This window comes from Paenibacillus sp. NRS-1760 (assembly GCF_050467785.1).
Classification (GTDB): domain Bacteria; phylum Bacillota; class Bacilli; order Paenibacillales; family Paenibacillaceae; genus Pristimantibacillus.
In genome coordinates, this window is the sequence record NZ_JBITPK010000013.1 from 400,197 (window position 1) to 422,053 (window position 21,857).

The window sequence follows — 21,857 nt, forward strand, 5'->3', positions numbered from 1 at the left end:
GGACAGAGCTGACGATTCGATTTGCTTCCAGGAGGTTCTTTTTCTTTATGTATGGATCACCCTTAACAAAGAATGCTCGCAAGTTGCTCCTGCTAGGCTCTGGTGAGCTTGGTAAAGAGGTTGTATTGGAGGCTCAGCGGCTTGGCATCGAGACCATTGCAGTAGATCGCTATGATCAAGCACCAGCTATGCAGGTTGCACATCGCAGTTATACAACGGATATGCTGGATGGGGCTGAGCTTCGCCGTATTATTGAGAAGGAGCAGCCTGACTATATTGTTCCGGAAATTGAAGCAATAGCTACAGAAACGCTGCTTGAACTTGAGAAGGAAGGACATCGCGTTATTCCTACAGCACGCGCAGCTTGGCTGACGATGGACCGCGAAGGCATTCGCCGCTTAGCTGCTGAGACATTGGAGCTGCCTACCGCGCCATATCGATTTGCAGATACGTTTGAAGAGCTTGCTCTTGCGGCCGAAACGCTTGGTTTCCCATGTGTCATCAAACCAATTATGAGCTCCTCAGGCAAAGGACAAAGCGTTTGCCGATCTGAAGCGGAGCTTGAAGCATGCTGGAGCTATGCGATGGAAGGTGGACGTGCCAAGAAGCAGCGTGTTATCGTGGAGGGCTTTGTAACATTTGAATCTGAAATTACATTGCTTACTGTTCGATCGGTTTCGGGTACAAGCTATTGTCCGCCAATTGGTCATGTGCAGAAGGATGGCGATTACATCGAGTCCTGGCAGCCGCATCATATGACTGAGGCACAAATTGCTCAAGCGGAGTCCATAGCGCAACGCATCACCGATGAGCTGGGCGGTTTTGGTATTTACGGAGTGGAGCTATTCATTACAAAGGATGGCGTCTTGTTTAGTGAAGTATCGCCGCGTCCACATGATACAGGCATGGTAACGATGGCGACTCAGGATCTTTCAGAGTTTGCCCTGCATGTAAGAGCTATTTTAGGATTTCCAATTCCAACAATTCGGTTGCTGTCACATGGTGCATCACATACGTTGAAAGCAGACCGTGAATCTTCCGATTTCCGCATTGGCGGTATTGAAGAGGCTTTGTCGGTTCCTAATACACAGGTTCGCGTTTTTGGAAAACCAGAAACGAAGGTTGGACGAAGAATGGCCATTGCGCTGAGCACTGCTCCTGATGTAGAGCAAGCACGAGATTTAGCTCGTAAAGCTGCAGAAGCTCTTTACGTATCGTATACTAATGAATAGAAAGTTTATTTTAAGGCAGGTGCAGCAGCTATGGGTAAAAAACAGAAAAAAATAACGTCTTCAGCTCCTAGATCATCATCAAAAAATGCTCCAAAAAATGAGTCGGAAAACGGCTTGACGCTCAAGGATTTATTAAGCAATGAGGTGCTTGACAAGCTAAAAGCACAAGCAGATGATATGAAGCAGGCTGAAGCATCACGTAAAGAAGAACTTCGCAAACAGGAAGAAGAAAAGAAGAAGCAGGAGCAAAAGCGTTTGGAAAACGATTTTTCTTATTTGCTTGAGAATAGCGACCCTAACTGGTCGAAGCATAAGTAATAGGAAGAAAGTCGCAGTTCGAATTGTTCTCAAAAAAGCACCTTAGGGTGCTTTTTTTGTTCGGAATATCCCTAATACACTAATTTCAAAAATTTTGATATAATCTTATTTTTTATGATTTTCTTTTGTTTCAAAATGCATGCAGGGTTTGCCAGATGAGCGAAAAACCATTATGCTCGGCAGTACGCTTGTTTTAAATCCAAAAGCTCTGCAGCCTTTAGGTGCACTTGGCTCCCATGTAATAAAATAATGTTTGCATTTCAAACAATCAATGCGTTCATTCGTATTCATTCTGCTACCTCGAATATGATTTTGGGTGTAAATTTGAATCGTAAACCATATTACGAAGGTTGAGCATTAAAGTCAATCCTAATCGATTAATTAGGCAAGGCTGAGCCTCACAATCGCCTTTTTTTAATACAAATTGTTACCACGCATACATAAATCTAATGATTCTGCAAAACATGCTAACAACAGTTATTAAAGCGATGTGTGTACATTCTATTTTATTTTCGAAGGATTTAGCTAATGTCATTGCAGTAAATTCTACATGTACGACAAGCGTATAACGCAATGTTTAGTGGTCGAAGCTGGTAGAAACGCTCGAACAGTGGATACACACGAATAACTTTAAGCGTTTTATTGAAAATGAGTTGTAGAATTTGTGGAACAAAAAAAGTTTTTTTGTTATTGTGTTAATTATGCTTGCGCTTATTCCGATTATTACATACGCTGAGCTGTAGGTTATGAATAAGTAATGCTGCTGTTGAAACAAGACAGGAAACTATAGAACCCCTCCAAACTAATCGATGGAAGGTTCTGTTAAGCAAGGATAGTGTGTTATCCTTATATGTATCTCTTATGACCATTAGCAAAATAAGGCTTGAAGATCGTGTAATTGCACTAATCGTTTTTTTTTGGAGACTTTACGAAACATGACAAATTGAATTAAAATAGCTTGAAGATACGGAAACGTGATTAAAGATAGGGGGACGCTCATGTCTGAGCAAACAGATCTCTTCGCAAATACAGCGGCCGCAGACCGAAATTATGAGGCCGATGATATACAGGTGCTTGAAGGGTTAACAGCAGTTCGTAAAAGACCGGGCATGTACATAGGAAGTACAAGCAGTTCGGGTTTGCATCATCTCGTTTGGGAAATTGTCGATAATGCAGTCGATGAGCATTTGGCTAAATTTTGTTCGGCCATTGAAGTGACGCTGCACAAGAACGGAGCAGTAACGGTACACGATAACGGGCGTGGTATTCCTACCGGCATGCATAAGACCGGTATTCCTACACCGCAGGTCGTATTTACGATTTTGCATGCGGGCGGTAAATTTGGCGGCGGCGGATATAAGAAATCCGGCGGTCTGCACGGCGTTGGCGCATCCGTTACAAATGCTTTGTCAGAATGGCTTGAGGTTGATATTTACCGAGACGGCAAAATTCACAGACAACGCTTTGAATATTGGATCGATGAAGCGGGACGTGAGCATGTTGGTGAGCCCGTACGCGGACTTGAGATTATTGGCACTACGAATCGGACAGGCACTAAGGTTACTTTTAAGCCGGATGGCCGCGTGTTCCAGAATGGCACAACATTAAGTTATGATACGCTGGCAGAGCGTTTGCAAGAGATTGCTTTTCTAAACTCTGGATTAAAGGTAACAATTAAAGACGACCGCAGCGGCAAGCAGGATGTGTTTCATTATGAAGGCGGAGCTCGTCAATTCGTTCAGTTTTTGAATGAAGAAAAGACCGTACTGCACGATGTTATTCACTTTGCTAGTGAGCGCGATGATATTGAGGTGGAGGTAGCCCTCCAATATAATGACGGATACACGGAGACGATCGCTTCCTTCGTCAATTCCATTCCAACACGCGGCGGCGGTACGCATGAAACCGGTTTTAAAACCGCTTATACTCGCGTCATGAACGACTATGCCCGTAAAGCAGCGATGCTTAAGGAGAAAGACAAAAACCTTGAAGGCAACGATTTGCGCGAAGGCATGATGGTCGTTATTAATATCAAAATGTCTGAGGTTGAGTTTGTCGGACAAACAAAAGACCAGCTCGGAAGCTCGTCCGCGCGAAGCGCTGTTGACGCAATTGTTTCGGAGAAGATGCAGGTGTTTCTTGAGGAAAACCCTCAAATCGCACAAATGCTGTTAAAAAAATCACTTCAAGCCTCGAAAGCGAGAGAAGCAGCGCGCAAAGCGCGTGAGGAAATCCGCAGCGGCAAGAAGCGGAGCGAGAGCTCCAATCTAAATGGCAAACTAACTCCTGCGCAGTCAAAAGATATTACTCGCACGGAATTGTTTATTGTGGAAGGGGATTCAGCAGGAGGTTCAGCTAAGCAGGGCCGTGACTCGAAATATCAAGCGCTGCTGCCGCTTAAGGGAAAACCGATGAATCCGGAGAAAGCCAAGCTCATCGACATTTTGAAAAACGACGAGTACAAGGCCATCATTTCTGCAATAGGGGCAGGTGTGGGTTCTGAGTTTGTCGCTGAGGAATGCAACTATAATAAAATTATTATTATGACCGATGCGGATACAGACGGCGCTCATATTCAAGTGCTGCTTCTTACTTTTTTCTATCGCTATATGAAGCCGTTAATCGATTTGGGACGCGTTTATATCGCTCAGCCGCCGCTTTACAAAATTACACGTAAATCAGGCAAGCTGGAAACGATTCGTTATGCGTGGACAGATGAGCAGCTTCAAAACTATTTGAAGGAATACGGTAAAAATTATGAGCTTCAGCGTTATAAAGGGCTTGGTGAGATGAATCCTGACCAATTGTGGGAAACGACGATGGATCCAGAGAAAAGAACGCTTCTTCAGGTGCAAATCGAAGATGCAGCCAAAGCAGAACGCAGAGTATCGACGCTTATGGGAGATAAGGTAGATCCGCGTAAACGTTGGATTGTTGAGAATGTCGATTTTATGGAATATGAGGAATAGGGGGATTTCTGCATGAGTATGCTGGAACAGTTTTTACCGGCGTTTTTGGAGGAAGTGGTAGGCGACCGCTTCGGACGCTATTCAAAGTATATAATTCAGGACCGTGCCATTCCTGACGTTCGCGATGGTTTGAAGCCCGTGCAGCGTCGTATTCTATATGCGATGTATGATTCAGGAAACACACCGGACAAGCAATACCGCAAATCGGCCAAAACTGTCGGTGACGTTATGGGTAATTACCATCCGCATGGTGACTCATCCATTTATGAGGGTATGGTTCGGATGGCACAGCCTTGGAAAATGGGACATCCGCTCGTTGATGGACACGGAAACTGGGGTTCTCAGGATGATGATCCAGCAGCAGCTATGCGTTATACGGAAGCGCGTCTATCGCCAATTGCGATGGAGCTGCTTCGTGACATAGAGAAAAGAACGGTACAATTCAAGGATAATTTCGATAATACAACGAAGGAGCCGGTTGTGCTGCCGTCGCGGTACCCCAACTTGCTCGTAAACGGGACCAGCGGCATCTCTGCCGGCTTTGCCACGGAAATCCCGCCTCATAACCTGCGTGAGGTTATTGATGCGTGTATCGCGCTTATGGGAAGCCCAGAGCTGACGCAAGAAGAACTTATGACTTATGTGAAAGGTCCGGATTTCCCTACTGGCGGCATTATTATGGGCGAAGAAGGCATTCGAGACGCATATGCTACAGGTAAAGGCCGCATATACATTCGTGCTAAGACGGCTATCGAGGATATGCGCGGAGGCAAGCAGCAGCTTGTCATTACTGAAATTCCATATCAGGTCGTTAAATCACGGTTGGTTACCGCAATGGAAAACATTCGGCTAGAGAAGAAGGTCGAAGGCATTGCGGAGGTGCGTGATGAGAGCGGACGCAATGGTCTGCGCATCGTCATTGAGTTTAAGAAGGATGCCGATGCACAAGGTATTTTGGCTTATTTGTTCAAGAAAACGGATCTGCAGGTAGCTTACAGCTTCAATATGGTCGCAATCGTGAACAAAACACCGATGCAGCTTGGTCTTAAACAAATATTGTCGGCGTATATCGATCACCAGAAGGAAGTAGTAACTTTCCGCACGAAATATGATCTTGAGAAGGCGGAAGATCGCGCTCATGTTGTAGAAGGGCTTGTAAAAGCGCTCAACATATTAGACGAAGTTATAGCGACGATCAAAGCATCCAAAAATCGCGGGGATGCACAAGACAACTTGGTTGCGAAGTTCGATTTCTCCGCTCGTCAAGCAGATGCCATCCTTACTTTGCAGCTTTATCGCTTAACGAACTTGGAAATTACGACGCTTGAGAAAGAGCTTAAGGAAGCGATGAAGAAGATTGCTTACTTGAAATCGATCTTGGCTAGCGAGAAGAAGCTGATTGGTGTTATTAGGGATGAACTGCTTGAGATTCAAACCAAATATGGCATTGATCGCCGTTCTGTTCTGCGCGGTGAAATCGAAGAGCTGAAGGTTAACCTCGAAGTTCTTGTTACACCGGAGGATGTTCTAGTTACATTAAGCCAGGATGGTTATGTAAAACGGACAAGCATGCTCTCGTTTACGAGATCGGGAGGCGAGCTGCAAAACGCAGGCGTCAAGGAAGGTGACTTCGTACGAGAGTTGCTTGAAGTCAATACGATTGACAATTTGCTGCTCTTTACACGCAAAGGTCAATATTATTTGCTGCCGGTCCATCAGATTCCAGAATTCAAATGGAAGGATACCGGAACAGCGATAGTGAATGTTGTACCTATTCCGAAGGATGATTCGATCGTAAGCGTCATTCCAATTAAAGATATTTTGGCATCTACAGCATCACTTGTTTTCGTAACGAAACGTGGCCAAGTCAAGCGTACGGAGCTTAAGGAATACGCAACTACAAGATCCACTGCGGTTGCAGCCTGCAAGGTTTCAGAGGGCGACGAAGTCATTCGGGTTGTTTTGAGTGATGGTTCGAAACAAATCATGCTTATAACTAAGCAGGGAATGAGCATTCGGTTTACAGAATCCGAAGTTAATTCGATGGGTAGAGTTGCAACAGGCGTAAGAGGTATTCAGCTTAAGGATGGAGACGAGCTTGTCACCGCGGAATGGGTTGCTGAGGATGAAGGCGAATTACTCGTCATTACCGATATCGGTTACGCCAAACGTACATTGCTGCTGGATTATCCAATTCAGGGCAGAGGCGGCAAGGGTGTACAAACGTTCGAATTTAAAGAAGGCAAACGAGTGCGTCCAAATGGTTCGTCACTGATTGGGGCTTATTATTGTAAGGCAGCCAAAGAGATCGTAGCGATTACCTCATCTGGAGCGAAGCTTTCTGCTACATCGGAGAAAGCACCAATTGAAGATCGTAAATCGATAGGCAAACTCATATTCCCAGTAGAGAAAACCGACGTTATTACGAGCACGCTTGCACGTTCCATAACAGACACTAATCAAAAGGTCGATTAGGCGGATCAAACCGTTCAATGACTTCCAAAATAGCTTCAAGCATGACCCACAATGGTACCAGCTCATCCGGGCGGTCCAGCCATTGTGGGTCTTTTATAATGCCATAATTTTTAATTTTTTGAATGATTACAGCTTTTCTTTCTTCCACTGGGTGCACGCTCCTTACTATTTAAGCATGAATAGACATAGCGCTGGGCTTTCGCCTTATTGTATGTCTAACGCTGTCATAATGTTCAACAATATATCGATTAATAGCGCAAATTATTAATTGGGTTAATCTTTTATTCGACAATAAAGACTGCTATAATAAATAGCAAATAGATGGAAATTGACAGAGAGCGAGTGTGGGAGTATGGTGTCTGGAGAATTTACTCGATTATGGACGAAGCTTTCGCGTGAATGGAAAAACAACTTGGAACAATCGCTTGCTCCTTTGACAGAAGGGCAGCTGAATGTATTAGAGCTGATGCTTCAGCACCAACCGATGAAGCCATCTGATCTGCTCCAATATTTAGCGACTACGCCTGCTGCAATTACAACACTGTTGGATCGAATGGAAAGAAATGAGCTCATTGAACGTACAAGAGATGATCATGATCGAAGAATTGTTTGGGTTTCTGTATCGGAGAAGGGCAAAGCTGAGGCGGAGCGCGGTACAACGATTCGGACTCAAATGATCGAACAATCGCTGGACCGCATTTCCTCTCATAACCAGCAGCTGCTGGTTTACTTGTTGGGTAAAGTAGCAAATTTGTAATCTGATTTCGCCATTCAACGCTTATTTCATAGAATCGAGCCGATTGCGCAGCATATCGTAATTTTTTTGGAGCACCTCGTAGTCGGCTTGCGTTAGCAAGGTATCATTTGAAGCAGCTAATGTTTCTTCGATTGGCAAGATGCGATAGCGAAAGGAACGATCAGGCTTGTAGCGATGCACCCATGTCGGAATGGATTCAACATCAGTTATAGTAACTGTGCCGTCTGTCATATTTTTACGAACATTAACTTTAAAAATAACTCCGTAATCCTTTGATTCGCCCCGCTGATTAGAAATAAAATTTCCCATAGAATAAATAATAAGTCCCTTTTTTACATGACCTTTCTCATCGGTTGTTTCAAGCACTTCATAGGGCTGGACAACATGGGGATGCGAACCGGCAATAATATCAGCTCCCGCAGCGACAAGCGAACGAGCGAGACGTTTTTGTTCTTCATTTGGTATAATCTGATATTCAGTTCCGAAATGCAGAGAAACGGAAATAAAGTCAGCACCTGCTTCACGCAGCCGAATGATGTCTGCTTTAATCTTCTCTTCATCAATAAGCGAAACGAGGTAAGGTTTGCCTTCTGGAATTGGAATGCCATTTGTTCCATAGGTGTAAGCTAACAATCCCATAACGATGCCATTTTTCTCGGATAGGACAGCTTGGTCTGCTTCTTCTTGCGATGCGGCTGTTCCCTTGCTTGGAAGACCAAGCTTCTTTAAGTTCTCGAGAGTGCGAAGCACACCTGACTCACCTTTATCAAGTGAATGATTGTTGGCATTTGTTATTAAGTTAAATCCAGCATCCTTGATTGCTTCTCCAAGTTCGGTTGGCGCATTAAACGTTGGATATCCAGTATAGCCAAATTCCACGCCAGCAATTGGTGTTTCTAAGTTGGCAATAACCCAATCTCCTTGCTTCAAAATCGGTTTAACCTCTGCAAAAAACGGCTTGAAGTCATATCGATTCGTTTTCTTGTCAAAAGCTCCGGGCAGCTGGGGCGTATGCATCATGATGTCGCCTACGGCCATCCATACGGCATCGGCAAAAACAGGCTCTGGTGGTGCTGTCGGTTCAGGAGATGGTGATGGGGTTACGACTGCTTGCTCAGTAGGAGTGGGGTCAATTGAAGCTGTAGGAAGCGAGCTGGCAGGTGCAGAAGCCCTCTCGTAAATGGAGGGCATTAAAAAAATAACCAGTAAGCCAAGTAAACTTAGTAATAATAGTATAGAATTTGTTTTTCGGTGCCTTTTACGGCGCATTAGTATTTCGTCCTTCCTTGTTACGTATTGCTCAGCATACTGGAGGCGTCTTCAAGCTGCGAACTAGTCCACCAATTCCAAACATCAGAGCCGGTTGGAACGGAACGAAAACTCATCCATTCCTTTGTTATAGGATGAGGGGCTGAAACCGAGGTTGACCATAACGCAATTTCGGATATGCCGCTTGTTGGTTTCGCGCCGTATTTCAGGTCACCTACGAGCGGACAGCCGATATGAGCCAGCTGTGCACGGATTTGATGAGGTCTTCCGGTATGCAGCTTCACCGCAATTAATGAATAACGGCCAGATACAGCTGCTACCTCGTAATCCAAAATCGCTTCTTTCGCCTCATTCGTGGGTTTGTTATAGACGCTTACTTGATTTTGTTTGCTGTTCTTAACAATATAATGGGTTAAACGCGCTAGAGGCTGTTTTGGCGTACCTTGTACAACACAAACATAAGTTTTGCCAAAATGTCTGCTGCGAACCGATTCGGATAATCTGGACGCAGCTTTTGAGGTTTTGGCAAAAATCATAACGCCGCCAACCATACGGTCAAGACGGTGAACGAGGCCGAGAAAGACGTTTCCCGGCTTGTTGTATCGTTCCTTTATATCCTGCTTAAGCAGGGTAAGCATATCAGCATCGCCGGTGTCATCCTCTTGTGAGAGGACGCCAGGCGGCTTAACGACAGCTATTACATGATTGTCCTCGAACAAAACCTTGATCGACATTACTTAGACTCCCAACGTCCCAGTATTCCGCACGGCAAATTAAGGCCGGACTTCGTAATCGGCAATCCGATTTCTCCACAATTGATTTCGCCGCCGTATTTGGCATTCATTGTCATATGCAGCAGGTTGTGCAGAACAGATTGCGATAATCCAGTTGTATAGGAGTTGATGAGTAGGAACAATGGATTGTCAGACAAAATCGATGTACAGGATTGTAAGAATGGAAACAAATTTTCTTCGAGCTTCCATGTTTCACCATTCGTGCCACGTCCATAAGAAGGTGGATCCATAATAATCGCATCATACTGCTTGCCGCGGCGCTGTTCGCGTTGAACGAATTTGAACACGTCATCCGTAATATAGCGAATTGGAGCGGACTCAAGTCCAGACAGCTGGGCGTTATCTTTTGCCCATTGGACCATACCCTTAGCTGCGTCAACGTGGCATACTTCAGCACCTGCTGCTGCGGCTGCAACGGTGGCACCGCCCGAATAGGCAAAGAGATTCAAGACACGAATAGGACGTCCAGCATTACGGATTTTGTCCATCATCCAGCTCCAGTTAACGGCTTGCTCAGGAAATAATCCTGTATGCTTGAAGTTTGTCGGCTTGATATGGAAGTTTAGTTCGCCATAAGAAATTGTCCAGCGTTCAGGCAATGATTCGCTCATCGACCATTGACCGCCACCGGAATTGCTTCTATGGTAATGGCCATCGGCTTTTTTCCAAAGACCTGTTTCATTTGTGATCGGCCAAATAATTTGTGGATCTGGACGGCGGAGTGTATAATTGCCCCAACGTTCGAGCTTATCTCCGTCTCCTGTATCTATAACCTCGTAGTCTACCCATTTATCTGCTATGTACATGTTATTCGTAACCCTTCCTTGACCTTGTTTTTGTAATATAATAATGTCAACGATAATTATATCGAAGCTAACACAATGAAGCAATGAAACCGACGCATTTAGAGGCTGGTATTTATTCGTAAGTTATGAAAATGGCTGTTTATTACAGCAAATAAGTAAATGCTGTTGCTGACAGAGCAAAAATCAGTGTAAAAAAGAGCATAATTTAGTAAATCTACAATAATAGAGGAGCAACAATATCATGATGAGTTTTGAGTGCGAGTGCGGGAATAAAACAGTAATGTTTGCTACGGGAGATCGGGACGAGCAGGGCAGAGAGTTTATTGAAATAGAGGACGATGAGAGGCTTACTATCAAAGTTGGCGATAAAAGCGTATTATTTCGTTGTTCATTTTGCGGCTATACATACCGACTGGAACAAATTTGAATCACTTAAGAAATTTTATAGGAGCTGCATATTGAAAACATTAATGGTTCGGAGTATGATAAACGTGAGTCAAGTTGTATGTACAAGTGCATCGTCATACCAGTGATAACTAGCACTAATGTCCGTACAAGTTGAGGAGAGGCGTTATCTCTAAAAATACGTTTAATACTCGGTGAATGCTTACATAGCTGTTTTGCATTCGCAAAACTTAAAGCGAATGCTTACGAAGCTGTTTTGCATTCGCAAAACTTGAAGCGAATGCTTACGAAGCTGTTTATCATTCGCAAAACTTGAGGAGGAACCATTCCATGTTACAAGTTAAGCCCTATCAATTTTGGTTTGTTACCGGAAGCCAGCACTTGTACGGACCAGAAACATTAGAAGAGGTTGCACAGCATTCACGTATTATTGCTGCGGCGTTGAATGATGATTCTGTTATTTCATCCGAAATTGTATTTAAACCTGTAGTAACAACTCCAGAAGAAATTTACAAGCTTTGCTTAGAAGCGAAAGCGGACGAGAACTGTGCAGGCATCATCACTTGGATGCATACCTTCTCACCTGCAAAAATGTGGATTCATGGGTTGTCTGAGCTGCGTAAGCCATTACTACACCTTCATACTCAATTCAACCGTGATATTCCTTGGGAAACGATTGATATGGACTTTATGAATACGAATCAATCCGCGCATGGCGACCGAGAATACGGCCATATTTTCGCCCGACTAGGCCTTGAGCGCAAAGTCGTTACGGGTCACTGGGAGGATGGCGTTACTCGTTCCCGCATTGCCAGCTGGATGGGAACGGCAATTGCAGTTAATGAAGGCCGTCATCTTAAGGTTGCTCGCTTCGGAGACAATATGCGTCAAGTTTCGGTTACGGAAGGCGACAAAGTTGAAGCGCAAATCAAATTCGGATGGTCGATTAATGGTTATGGCATTGGTGATCTTGTTGCTCGTATGAATGAGGTTTCAGATTCAGAAGTAAAACAGCTGCTTGAGGAATACAACGAGCAGTACGATATTTCGACCGAGACACGCGGCAATGCAGCTTCATGGGCTTCCATTGGCGAGCAGGCTCGTATTGAGCTTGGCCTAAAAGCATTTTTACAAGAGGGCGGTTTCTCCGCATTTACTACGTCATTTGAAGATTTGCATGGCATGAAGCAGCTTCCAGGTCTTGCAGTTCAGCGCTTGATGGAGCAAGGATACGGCTTTGGTGGCGAGGGCGACTGGAAAACATCTGCACTTACTCGCATGATGAAGCTGATTGCCAATAACAAAGGTACTTCATTTATGGAGGACTATACTTATCATCTAGAAGAAGGCAACGAGCTCGTACTTGGATCACATATGCTTGAGGTATGTCCTACAATAGCGGATAGCCGTCCAAAAATCGAAGTTCATCCGCTTGGCATCGGCGGCAAAGCGGATCCAGCACGGATTGTATTCGATGGACGCTCTGGTGCTGCGCTTAATGCTTCACTCATCGATCTAGGCAATCGTTTCCGCTTGATCATTAACCAAGTGGATGCAGTGAAGCCTACTCATGAAATGCCGAAGCTTCCAGTAGCTCGTGTGTTGTGGAAACCAGAACCATCGCTTCGAGATGCAGCAGAGAGCTGGATTTACGCTGGCGGCGCTCATCACACCGTATTCTCATATGTCGTAACGACTGAGCAGCTTGTAGACTGGGCGGATCAAGTTGGCATTGAAACCGTAGTAATCGATAAGCATTCAACGGTACGCAGTGTTCGCAACGAGCTTCGTTGGAACGATCTCAGCTATCGTATTCGTTAATCATCCTATCATCTGATTGCTTCTTAATAGAGAAGACTGCTGCTTAAAACCGTACAAGGTTAAGCAGCAGTCTTTTTCTCTATTTATAGGGGCTTTAAAGTTATGGCTTAATAGCTTTTACTCTAATCCGCACATAATCCACATCCCATGTACCATCATGGAATAAATCATTTCTTACTCTTGCGGCTATTTTAGCGTATAGCAACTTTTTATCTTCTTCCGATACATTAGCGAAAAAATGATTTGCAAAACCAGATAACCAGTGATTTAGTCCTTCTTCACCGTCTTCCATCTTCGTAGGCCGATCAAAAAGAATGGCATAAGTTACACGAAAGCCTTGTTGTTCAAGTAGAGCGCTATATTCTGAAATGCTCGGAAAGAACCAAGGATTTAACTTTTCTGCATCAATAGCATAATCCTCATCAAGCACAGCTGTTGTTGCTTTTACTATTCGATTAACATTTCCTTTGCCTCCAAACTCAGCAACAAATCTGCCGCCGCTATTTAGCACATTCCACACATTTTCAACCACTTGTTTCGCATTTTTCATCCAATGCAATGCCGCATTAGAGAATACAGCATCAAATGTTTCATCTAACTGAAACTGCTCACCATTTCCAGTGAAAAAATGAATGGTTGGATATTTCACTTGTGCTTTTTCAATCATTTCCGCAGAAAAATCCATGCCTACAACTGTTGCTCCCGTTTTCGATATTTCATAGGCCAAATCTCCGGTGCCACACCCTACATCTAATATTTTCTCGCCTGAGACAGGACTTAATAATTCTACAACTTCCTTCCCGTACTCAGATACAAAACCCAGTTTGTTGTCATATAATTCGGTTTCCCAAAATTGGCCGGAAGGCATAATATCATCCCCTAACTATTGGTAAACCTATTCTCACACAAAGATTATATATAAGTAAAATATATTATTCCTATCTATTTTATAGTTTGAAACTATAAAGTTCGATCAGAAAAAAGCTTTACTCCTGTAGGTTAGAAGCAAAGCTCAAAGTATACCTCAACTATGAATGGGTTTATTCTGATTTTTCTTTTTGAATTTTTGCAGGGTTATTGATTTTGTAAGGAACAGGGTGCTTAGTAAGCTTTTTAGCGACTATTTTTCCTTCAAAATGAAGGATATCGCCGATTTCCAGCTCAAGCTTTTTGAGGGTAGCGCTATGGCTGGACCAAGCATCGCCGATCTCCATAGCAGGATCTTGAATGGCTACTGCATTGTAAATAACAACCTCGTCATCTGTATCAGAAAAATTGTTAGGTACAGTCGTAAACTCTTTTACTGTTGCAACCATCTTGATCTTATCTTCAGGGAGCTGCAGTTTTGGCGCCTTTTCTTTTTTCGTTTTTTCTTTTGGAGCTGCTGCTGCTTTATGTACTTTTTCTACTGAATCAGGCGCTGGTATCGTCTCCGAAATCGCTGCTGCATCATTATTTTGTGATGTTTCTAGCAGAACGTCATTTTTATCAGCTTCAATCTCTTGTGCAGGTGCAATCTCTTCTACTGCATTGGAAGTCTTCTGGCCATAACTAGAAGCTTGCATTTCCTTTAAGTAGGAGGGGTGGATACAATGCTTTTGTTCATTTTCAAACGAAATGACAGCAGTCATTTTATCTACATATCCAATAATAATGCATTCGAGATTCATGCCGTTTCCTTTATAGAAAAATACTTTTGTTTTGGCAGCCTTCTCAGAAAGCAAACCCCATTCCTTGCATTTTTCTATTTGCTCTGCTTCGTTTTCGAAGCTAATGTACGATATCGGTTCAATAATGAATGGATGTCCCATGTAATCTCCGCCTTTTTGGTATTATCATCATCTATTTTATCATTTTTTTGACATGTTAGTCGTTACTTGCTGACGATTAATAAAATTTTAGTCGTTTCCTTAAATCAGAAGGGGAGAGAAGAAAAATATGCGACCTGAATAGGAACATTTTAACAATGTACATTTGACAATGAGAATCGTTATCGATACAGTTAAGTGGTAGTTTTTAAAATGATATAGGAGGGATTTCTGTGTTCATTCAATTGAGATCAATTGTAGTGGAAAAGGGAAATTCACAGCAAGTTGTCGACAATTTTGGGCAAGAGGGCTATATTGACGGCAAGGAAGGTCTTATCGATATTAATATTATGGTGAATAGAAAAGCAAAAGAAACGGAAGAAGTTGTTATTATGATCCGTTGGGAGTCTGATGAAGCTTGGAAAAATTGGGAGAAAGATCCCGTCCATATTGCTGGCCATCGGAACAAAAAAGATGAGCAGCGTCCTTCATATATCGTTGATTCATCGGTAAATATGTATGATGTAAAAAAAATCAAATCAGGTACTTTTGGCAAATAAACAGAAAGCGACTTACCCTTGGTGGGCAATGTCGCTTTTTTTATTTATTCATTTTAGGGAATCTGGAATGATACCTTGGTTCCAAAATTAAGCTTGCTTGTAATGACAAGTCCATGACCATATAACTGTTTTAATCGGCGATCCGTATTCAATAAACCAATTCCTCGTTGTTCGTTATACTTCCCATCCAACAGTTGCCCCAATTCTTCTTCGTCCATTCCGATCCCATCATCTGCATTCAATATTTCGATAAAGTGGCTGTAATTTTCTATTTGATTGCACAGCGTTCCTCCCTAAAACGGCTTAATATGCCACTCTAGCTCATGTGCAATAGATACAAATTGATTCGTATTTAAGAAATCATAACTAATAATTAACTGCTGAACGAATCAATTAGCTTTTGCATTTTGGAAGTTTCCATATCGCTTAAGGCGAGTAGGATACCCTTCCACGGTTTTTATACAAGCAGAAGAATTTGTATTCAATGTTGATAGAGGAAGCTATGAATGTATAATGCCAGACTCATATGATGCATATAGTAATGAACAAGCTGCATCCCGTGAGGAGGTTTTGAATGAAATCCAGCATTTCGGGAAAAGTGATGATCATTTACGGAAGCACATTTCTGCTGATTATTGTCTTAACCTTCTGGTTGTCCTACCGGGGTACGGTTGGTCCGCTTGAGGCCGATCTGACCAATACGAATCTCGCTCTACTCAAGCAAGTAGACCAAAAGATTGAAGTGGCGTTCCGTCAAACCGAGAAAGATTTGCTCGCGCTTATGGAAGAGCTCGAATTTGTCTACTTCATGCTGGATAGCTACAATGACGATGCCCAAAAATACAGCAACTATTATGGGCTTACGACAAAATTAAAAAACTTTATTAACGCGAATCCCACATTCTCATCCATTTTTGTTTACTCTGCTGTAAACGGCGATATTTTAACCGAAAAGGCTTATATGAACGATATTTCATCGTTAGACAACTGGCTGGCTGATTATATGGACATGCCGGGTTATTTCAAGTGGATGACGACCCATCCGGTGTGGGATGGAACGACGACTCAAGACGTTGTGACACTGGTGCGCTCCTACCCGACGCTCAGCAGTCCCGGTTATCGTAACGGCATCGTTGCCGTTAACATTAACGAGGTTGTTCTCTACGATATGATTAAATCGGTCTATGAGGAAAGCTCGGCTGGCCATCTGTTTATATTCGACGCAGATGGAAAAGTTGTCAGCCACGATGACAAAACGCTCCTTTACCAAAATTTAAAGCAATTGCCCTATATGAAAAACGTACTCTCAGCAGAAGGCAGCGGCTCCCTATCAGTCAAGCTGGACGGGATCCCGCAAACCGTATTTTACAGGACTTCCGCCTATACGGGGTGGAAAATGGTCAGCATCATGCCGGAATCACAAATTTACGAGCCGCTTCAGATTACCCGCAATCTTCTGTTCATATTGGCTGGCGTAATGATCGTTCTAGCGCTAATTGTATTGTTCTACATCAATCGATTAACCTTCAAGCCGCTTGATCGACTGGTTAGCAAGCTTTCAGGGACCTACCAGCCAGATAAGAAGCGCGGATTTGATACGGCGGGATTCACTTATTTGGAGACGGTGTTTGAGCAAATGATGGAGAATCGGGAGCACTTGGAGAAGCATGTGCGGGATTCCAAATCCGTACTCAAATGGAGACTGATTATGGATATGCTGACCGGCTACCGAACGGACTACCAAGCTTTGCGGCATCACTTTGAATTTACAGGCATTAAGCTCTATTCAGAGCGCTACCTTGTATGTACGGCAGAAATTGCGAAACCAGAAGACTGCTTAAGCCCGCGTGATGAAACGTTGTATACGTATGTGTTTTGCAACGTGGCGGAGGAGATGATGGGCAAAGAGGATGCTGGAGTCGCAATCGATTTAGGCGGCGGACGAGCGGCGCTTGTCTTTAGTTTCGCAGAGGGCGAAGCGGAACAAAACCATTTGCGCGCGCTCGCAATTTTGGAATGGATACTTGAGGTGATTAAGAAGCAATTCGGATTAGTCGCTACGGTGGGTGTAGGCAGAGGAGTCAAGGAACTCGGCGATATTCAAAGCTCCTACGGCGAGTCGCGCAAGGCGCTCCGCTACAAGATGCTTTTTGGCAGCCATTCCGTCATTTCAATCGAGGATTTGCAACCGCCGGACAGTCAAGACTATTACCGTTTGAATCGGAAGGCTACTCGAATTATGGAGGCGCTCAAGCAGACGGATACAGATAAAATAAAGGAGGATGTGCACCAAGCCTTTGAGAAGGCGGTGGAACTAGGCTTGCCTCCTGACCTCATCCGCCAGTTTTCGTTCGATTTAATCGTGAAGGCGCTGCAGGTTGCGGATGCAATCGGAATCGGTCCCGAGGAGTCGATGGGCAACTTGGACAGCATTTATGAGAAGATTGAGCATAGTGAGGATTGGAAGCAAGCAGAGGCCCTCGTCCTGGCTGTTCTTGAGGAGCTAGCTGCTAAGCTTACAAGCAAACGAAGCCTGAGAGGGAAAAATGACACGATTGAGCGGATGCTTACCTACATTCAAGCCCATTACCATGAAAATGATTTGTCGCTCGATCGGCTCGCTGAACAGTTTCATTTGAGCCCAACCTATATTAGCAAGCAGTTTAAAGAATACACCGAGCGAAATTTTATCGACTATCTAATCGAAATTCGAATTGACGCCTCGAAAGCACTGCTCGCTAACAAGGATAAAAAGGTGAACGATATCGCCGAATCGATTGGATATATGAATACCCGCAGCTTCTTGCGGACGTTTAAAAAATTTACAGGGATGACACCGACAGAGTTCCGCGAGCATGCCATCAGTAAACAAACAGGGCAAGGCACAGAGCGAACGTAAGACCGGTGGCACACTTCCTAAGCGGAGGCGTTGCCCCGGTTTTTTCCTTGTACTATGAGTATCTATAAGTTTGTTAGCTTATAAAAGGCTTATATTTCTCCGTCAAAGCTACTTCAACATCCAGAAGTTGTAGGGGTTTTTACTTGTAATGGCGGGATTTCTTCCGTGTCACAGCAAAAGAATGAACCTGTTCAAGAAAGGCGACTGGCCCATTTCACAATAAAAGACACCTGGCACAGAACATGTCTATATTCAGCTTCCCGAGCTTTGTGTACGATCGAATTGTAGACGGAACATAAAGGGGGGGAGGACGATTTGGATACGGCTTAAGCGGGATCGTCACTTATATTTGATGCTTCTGCCTGTCATCTTGTTTTATGTCATCTTTAAATACGCACCGATGGCGGGCGAAATTATCGCATTCAAAAATTACAGGTTTATTGATGGAATATGGGGAAGCGAATGGGCAGGTTTTCATCATTTTCAAATGCTGTTCGCAAGCTTGGATTTTTGGAGAATTCTTAGAAATACGCTGCTGCTGAACATCTATAGTCTCGTGTTTGGTTTTCCGGTACCTATCCTCCTTGCCTTGCTGCTTAATGAGGTACGCAGAGAATGGTACAAAAGGACGGTCCAGAACCTATTGTATTTGCCTCACTTCATTTCTTGGGTTGTGCTGGGCGGAATCGTTATTGCGATCCTATCGCCGAGCACAGGCGTCGTGAATCTGATTCTAAAACAATTTGGCATCGAGCCCGTTTATTTTATGGCGGATTCGACTTGGTGGCCTGTTGTGTATACGTTATCCGGTATTTGGCGCGAAGCGGGCTGGGGGACGATTCTCTATTTAGCAGCGATGGCTTCGATTGATCCCCAGCTTTATGAAGCAGCCAAAATCGACGGTGCAAACAAGCTGCGGCAAATTTGGCATATTACACTTCCCGGCATTCGCAGCACGATAGCCATCTTATTGATTCTTCGGATGGGGCATATGATGGATGTTGGCCTTGAGCAAACGCTGGTGCTTCAAAACCAATCCGTGCTGGACGTAGCGGATGTCATCAGCACCTACGTATACCGGGTCGGTTTGCAAAATATGAATTACAGCTACACGACAGCGCTTGGGTTATTCCAGTCCTTGATTGGTTTTATTCTAGTCGTGGGCGTTAACGGGATCATCCGAAAGTTCGGCGAAAGGGGGTTATGGTAACGGTGAAAAGGAATGCTGCCGCAGCTTTTGTACTGTCATCGATTAGCAAAATCATCCTTTATGCGTTTCTTGGCCTCTCGTCCTTAATCGCCCTGTTCCCGCTATGGTATGAGGTGGCAGCATCCTTTAGCAGCAGCCGGGCAATTACAGCGGGAGAAGTGATGCTGTGGCCAATTGAATTCAATCTGCACGCTTACGATCGGCTTTTTGATGACGGACAAATTTTGATCGGCTTGCGAAATACGGTCTTGATCACGGTTGTTGGTACCGCGTTGAACATGATCATGACGATACTGGCTGCCTATCCGCTTTCAAGACGCCGCTTGATGGGACGCAGCGGGCTGCTAATGTTCGTTACGTTCACGATGTTATTCGTTTCTGGGATCATTCCGAGCTTCATTCTCGTCAAGACGCTGGGCTTAATGGACACCTACTGGGCATTATGGCTTCCTGGGCTGATCAGCACGTATAACATGTTTGTGATGAAAACGTTCATGGAAGGCCTTCCGGATGAAATTGAAGAGTCGGCTGCTATGGACGGAGCTGGAGATTGGCGGGTTTTAATGCAAATCATGCTTCCGCTATGCAAGCCGATCATCGCCTCCTTGTCGCTGTTCTACGCCGTTGGCTGGTGGAACTCCTATTTCAGCGTTCTTCTTTATATAACAAAAACGACGTCACAATCATTAATGGTGAAGCTGTATCAGATGATTAATCAAGTGGATGCAAGCCTGCTTAACAATACTGGGGGAAGCGAGGGTGCGGGGCAAATCTTGTTAACGCCCGAAGGCATCAAAGCTGCGGCCATCGTCATTGCGGTCACGCCTATTCTATGCGTATATCCGTTCCTTCAGAAACATTTTGTAAAAGGTGTCTTGATCGGTTCGGTTAAAGGTTAATAAGGAAAAGGGGATGATGTATTTGATGAAAGGGAACAAAATCGGTAACTTGATCATGCTGGCTAGCTTAATTGTTGTACTGCTGGTTGGCTGCACGGGGAAATCCGAGCCGACTAAACCTTCTGCTGCACCGAATAAATCGGATGCGCCAGCTCCAGTGGTAGAGCAAAAGAAAGAGATTAGCGTATCTATCCTTGACCGGGGCGAAGTGTCATCGGAGGAAGGCAGCTACGAAAACAACCGCTGGACGAAGTGGATCAATGAGAATGCTCCTGCAAAGGTCAAATGGGTACCCGTGCCGCGTACGCAGGTACAGCAAAAATTAAACACGCTGATTGCATCGGGCACGGCTCCGGATCTCATATGGGAATATGACCGCAGCTATATTAGCCAGCTCGCTGCACAGGGAGCGATTCAGCCAATCGACGAATATATCGAAAAATACAGCACAACGTACAAAGCTTATTTGGCTAAGCATCCAGAACTTAAACCCTTCCTAACGATAAATGGAAAAATGTATGCGGTCGCAAGTGCGCGCGGACAAGAAACGATAGCCAATCATGGCATTATGATTCGTCAGGATTGGTTGGATAAGCTGGGTTTGAAAGCTCCGACAACAGTTGAAGAATTAATTGAGGTTGCACGCAAGTTCAAAGAGGGCGATCCGGACGGCAACGGCACGGCGGACACGGTTCCAATCACCTTTAATTACAACGGAGTGCAAATTTTAAGAGCCCTTTTCTTCAATAACGAGAACCAATGGTATCTGGAAGATGGCAAGCTCACGTTCGGCCGGATACTGGATCGATATGCCGATTCGCTTGCTTTGCAGAAGCAGCTTTTTGACGAAGGATTAATCGATAAGGAATACATTACGGATACGAATTTTCAACGCTCGCTGCAGCTTTGGACGACAGGCAAGTCGGGTATTTATCTTGGCTCATGGTCAATGGGCGCAGAGTTTGTAGATTTGAAGAAAAATATGCCGGATGCAAAAGTGGTGCCTTTGGAGCCTGTTGCTTCGAAGTATGGAAAAAATGGCCTTTATCAGGAAGTGCCGGCCAATATGTATATCGCTTTTAATACGAATATGAAGGAGGACAAAATCGAAGCAGGCGTCAAATTTTTGGACTGGATGCTGGAGAAGGGCTGGGAGCCGCTCAGAATCGGTGAGAAGGACGTTCATTATAAGCTCGTGGGAGAAGTTCCGCAGAAGACCGACGCTGATAAATTCAAGAAGGAAGTGTTCTATGCAAGAGAGTATGCGATCTTGAACGAATGGGATCCGAAGCCGGAATGGTATGCGGTGATGGCGGCGCAGGATCCGATTTCACAAGAGCAGGCCGTGCTTAAAGCAGCAGGTCTTGAGATTGCGATGAAAAATAAATACAGACGGGACATTGCCTATAATCCTGATCTGCCTGAGGTCAGCCAACTGATTGCTACCTTCGCTCCGATTGCGCAGCAAATTGAAGCCAAAATCGTTACTGGAGGAGGCGCGCTTACGCCGCAGGGTGGAATGGAGGATATTCGCAAGGAATGGAAGCGTTTGGGCGGTGAAAATGTAGAGAAGTTAGTGCAGGAGTGGTATGAAACGAACAAAGAGCATCTGAAGTAGAGGGGAAGGCCCTTCCC

The 21,857-nt window shown here is 44.3% G+C and carries 20 protein-coding genes; 13 read left to right on the plus strand and 7 right to left on the minus strand.

The window, feature by feature from the left end; genetic code table 11:
- The first annotated feature begins 47 nt into the window (after nucleotides 1-47).
- From purT to gyrA, 4 genes are all read left to right on the plus strand, one after another.
- Entirely contained in the window at nucleotides 48-1,232 is a 1,185-nt protein-coding gene (gene purT / locus ACIFSR_RS17380) for a formate-dependent phosphoribosylglycinamide formyltransferase (protein ID WP_430058713.1), read from the plus strand.
- A 30-nt stretch (nucleotides 1,233-1,262) separates the two neighbouring features.
- Complete coding sequence (locus ACIFSR_RS17385; protein ID WP_430058716.1) at nucleotides 1,263-1,550, plus strand: YqkE family protein; 288 nt, start codon at nucleotides 1,263-1,265, stop codon at nucleotides 1,548-1,550.
- A 998-nt stretch (nucleotides 1,551-2,548) separates the two neighbouring features.
- A complete protein-coding gene (parE, locus tag ACIFSR_RS17390; protein WP_076265738.1) occupies nucleotides 2,549-4,519 on the plus strand; it encodes a DNA topoisomerase IV subunit B in 1,971 nt (656 codons plus the stop codon).
- A 12-nt stretch (nucleotides 4,520-4,531) separates the two neighbouring features.
- A complete protein-coding gene (gene gyrA, locus ACIFSR_RS17395) occupies nucleotides 4,532-6,994 on the plus strand; it encodes a DNA gyrase subunit A (RefSeq protein ID WP_339202815.1) in 2,463 nt (820 codons plus the stop codon).
- Here the strand turns inward: gyrA and ACIFSR_RS17400 are convergent.
- A complete protein-coding gene (locus ACIFSR_RS17400) occupies nucleotides 6,975-7,142 on the minus strand; it encodes a hypothetical protein (RefSeq protein WP_179089723.1) in 168 nt (55 codons plus the stop codon). The genes gyrA and ACIFSR_RS17400 overlap by 20 nt on opposite strands.
- 204 nt (nucleotides 7,143-7,346) lie before the next feature.
- On the opposite strand from ACIFSR_RS17400, the gene ACIFSR_RS17405 reads away from it, so the two are divergent.
- Nucleotides 7,347-7,751 (plus strand): MarR family winged helix-turn-helix transcriptional regulator, encoded by a 405-nt coding sequence (locus ACIFSR_RS17405; protein WP_076265740.1) that lies wholly within the window; start codon nucleotides 7,347-7,349, stop codon nucleotides 7,749-7,751.
- A 21-nt stretch (nucleotides 7,752-7,772) separates the two neighbouring features.
- Here the strand turns inward: ACIFSR_RS17405 and ACIFSR_RS17410 are convergent, their stop codons facing one another.
- On the minus strand, nucleotides 7,773-8,771 hold the full coding sequence (locus ACIFSR_RS17410; RefSeq protein ID WP_430058721.1) for a CapA family protein: 999 nt from the start codon (nucleotides 8,769-8,771) through the stop codon (nucleotides 7,773-7,775).
- Here ACIFSR_RS17410 and ACIFSR_RS17415 point away from each other — a divergent pair.
- Entirely contained in the window at nucleotides 8,770-8,931 is a 162-nt protein-coding gene (locus ACIFSR_RS17415; protein WP_339202812.1) for a hypothetical protein, read from the plus strand. The two genes, ACIFSR_RS17410 and ACIFSR_RS17415, sit on opposite strands and share 2 nt — an antisense overlap.
- Nucleotides 8,932-9,040: 109 nt before the next feature.
- Here the strand turns inward: ACIFSR_RS17415 and ACIFSR_RS17420 are convergent, their stop codons facing one another.
- Nucleotides 9,041-9,754, minus strand: a complete 714-nt coding sequence (locus ACIFSR_RS17420; protein WP_430058724.1) for an RluA family pseudouridine synthase — start codon at nucleotides 9,752-9,754, stop codon at nucleotides 9,041-9,043.
- Nucleotides 9,754-10,620, minus strand: coding sequence for a class I SAM-dependent methyltransferase (locus ACIFSR_RS17425; protein ID WP_339202809.1), 867 nt, complete (start codon nucleotides 10,618-10,620; stop codon nucleotides 9,754-9,756). Before ACIFSR_RS17425 ends, ACIFSR_RS17420 begins: the two co-directional genes overlap by 1 nt.
- 241 nt (nucleotides 10,621-10,861) lie before the next feature.
- Between ACIFSR_RS17425 and ACIFSR_RS17430 the strand changes: the two genes are divergently transcribed.
- Nucleotides 10,862-11,047, plus strand: coding sequence for a hypothetical protein (locus ACIFSR_RS17430; protein ID WP_339202807.1), 186 nt, complete (start codon nucleotides 10,862-10,864; stop codon nucleotides 11,045-11,047).
- A gap of 308 nt (nucleotides 11,048-11,355) precedes the next feature.
- Nucleotides 11,356-12,846 carry an L-arabinose isomerase gene (gene araA / locus ACIFSR_RS17435; protein WP_430058727.1) on the plus strand — a complete coding sequence of 497 codons (1,491 nt, stop codon included), beginning with the start codon at nucleotides 11,356-11,358 and terminating at the stop codon, nucleotides 12,844-12,846.
- Nucleotides 12,847-12,946: 100 nt separating this feature from the next.
- On the opposite strand, the gene ACIFSR_RS17440 is transcribed toward araA, so the two are convergent.
- On the minus strand, nucleotides 12,947-13,714 hold the full coding sequence (locus ACIFSR_RS17440; RefSeq protein WP_430058729.1) for a methyltransferase domain-containing protein: 768 nt from the start codon (nucleotides 13,712-13,714) through the stop codon (nucleotides 12,947-12,949).
- Nucleotides 13,715-13,886: 172 nt separating this feature from the next.
- Nucleotides 13,887-14,657 (minus strand): hypothetical protein, encoded by a 771-nt coding sequence (locus ACIFSR_RS17445; RefSeq protein ID WP_339202803.1) that lies wholly within the window; start codon nucleotides 14,655-14,657, stop codon nucleotides 13,887-13,889.
- A 230-nt stretch (nucleotides 14,658-14,887) separates the two neighbouring features.
- Here ACIFSR_RS17445 and ACIFSR_RS17450 point away from each other — a divergent pair, with 230 nt between their 5' ends.
- Nucleotides 14,888-15,214, plus strand: coding sequence for an antibiotic biosynthesis monooxygenase (locus ACIFSR_RS17450; RefSeq protein WP_339202802.1), 327 nt, complete (start codon nucleotides 14,888-14,890; stop codon nucleotides 15,212-15,214).
- A 53-nt stretch (nucleotides 15,215-15,267) separates the two neighbouring features.
- Here the strand turns inward: ACIFSR_RS17450 and ACIFSR_RS17455 are convergent, their stop codons facing one another.
- Nucleotides 15,268-15,456: a sensor histidine kinase gene (locus tag ACIFSR_RS17455; protein ID WP_339202800.1), complete on the minus strand. Its 189-nt coding sequence runs from the start codon at nucleotides 15,454-15,456 to the stop codon at nucleotides 15,268-15,270.
- 332 nt (nucleotides 15,457-15,788) lie between these two features.
- Between ACIFSR_RS17455 and ACIFSR_RS17460 the strand changes: the two genes are divergently transcribed.
- The 4 genes from ACIFSR_RS17460 to ACIFSR_RS17475 all read left to right on the plus strand — a co-directional run bounded on the left by ACIFSR_RS17460 (nucleotide 15,789) and on the right by ACIFSR_RS17475 (nucleotide 21,840).
- Nucleotides 15,789-18,113: a helix-turn-helix domain-containing protein gene (locus ACIFSR_RS17460; protein ID WP_339202798.1), complete on the plus strand. Its 2,325-nt coding sequence runs from the start codon at nucleotides 15,789-15,791 to the stop codon at nucleotides 18,111-18,113.
- A 352-nt stretch (nucleotides 18,114-18,465) separates the two neighbouring features.
- On the plus strand, nucleotides 18,466-19,323 hold the full coding sequence (locus ACIFSR_RS17465) for an ABC transporter permease (protein WP_339209635.1): 858 nt from the start codon (nucleotides 18,466-18,468) through the stop codon (nucleotides 19,321-19,323).
- A gap of 2 nt (nucleotides 19,324-19,325) precedes the next feature.
- Nucleotides 19,326-20,222, plus strand: coding sequence for a carbohydrate ABC transporter permease (locus ACIFSR_RS17470; RefSeq protein WP_339202796.1), 897 nt, complete (start codon nucleotides 19,326-19,328; stop codon nucleotides 20,220-20,222).
- A 25-nt stretch (nucleotides 20,223-20,247) separates the two neighbouring features.
- Nucleotides 20,248-21,840, plus strand: a complete 1,593-nt coding sequence (locus tag ACIFSR_RS17475) for an extracellular solute-binding protein (protein ID WP_430058733.1) — start codon at nucleotides 20,248-20,250, stop codon at nucleotides 21,838-21,840.
- Nucleotides 21,841-21,857 lie beyond the last annotated feature (17 nt).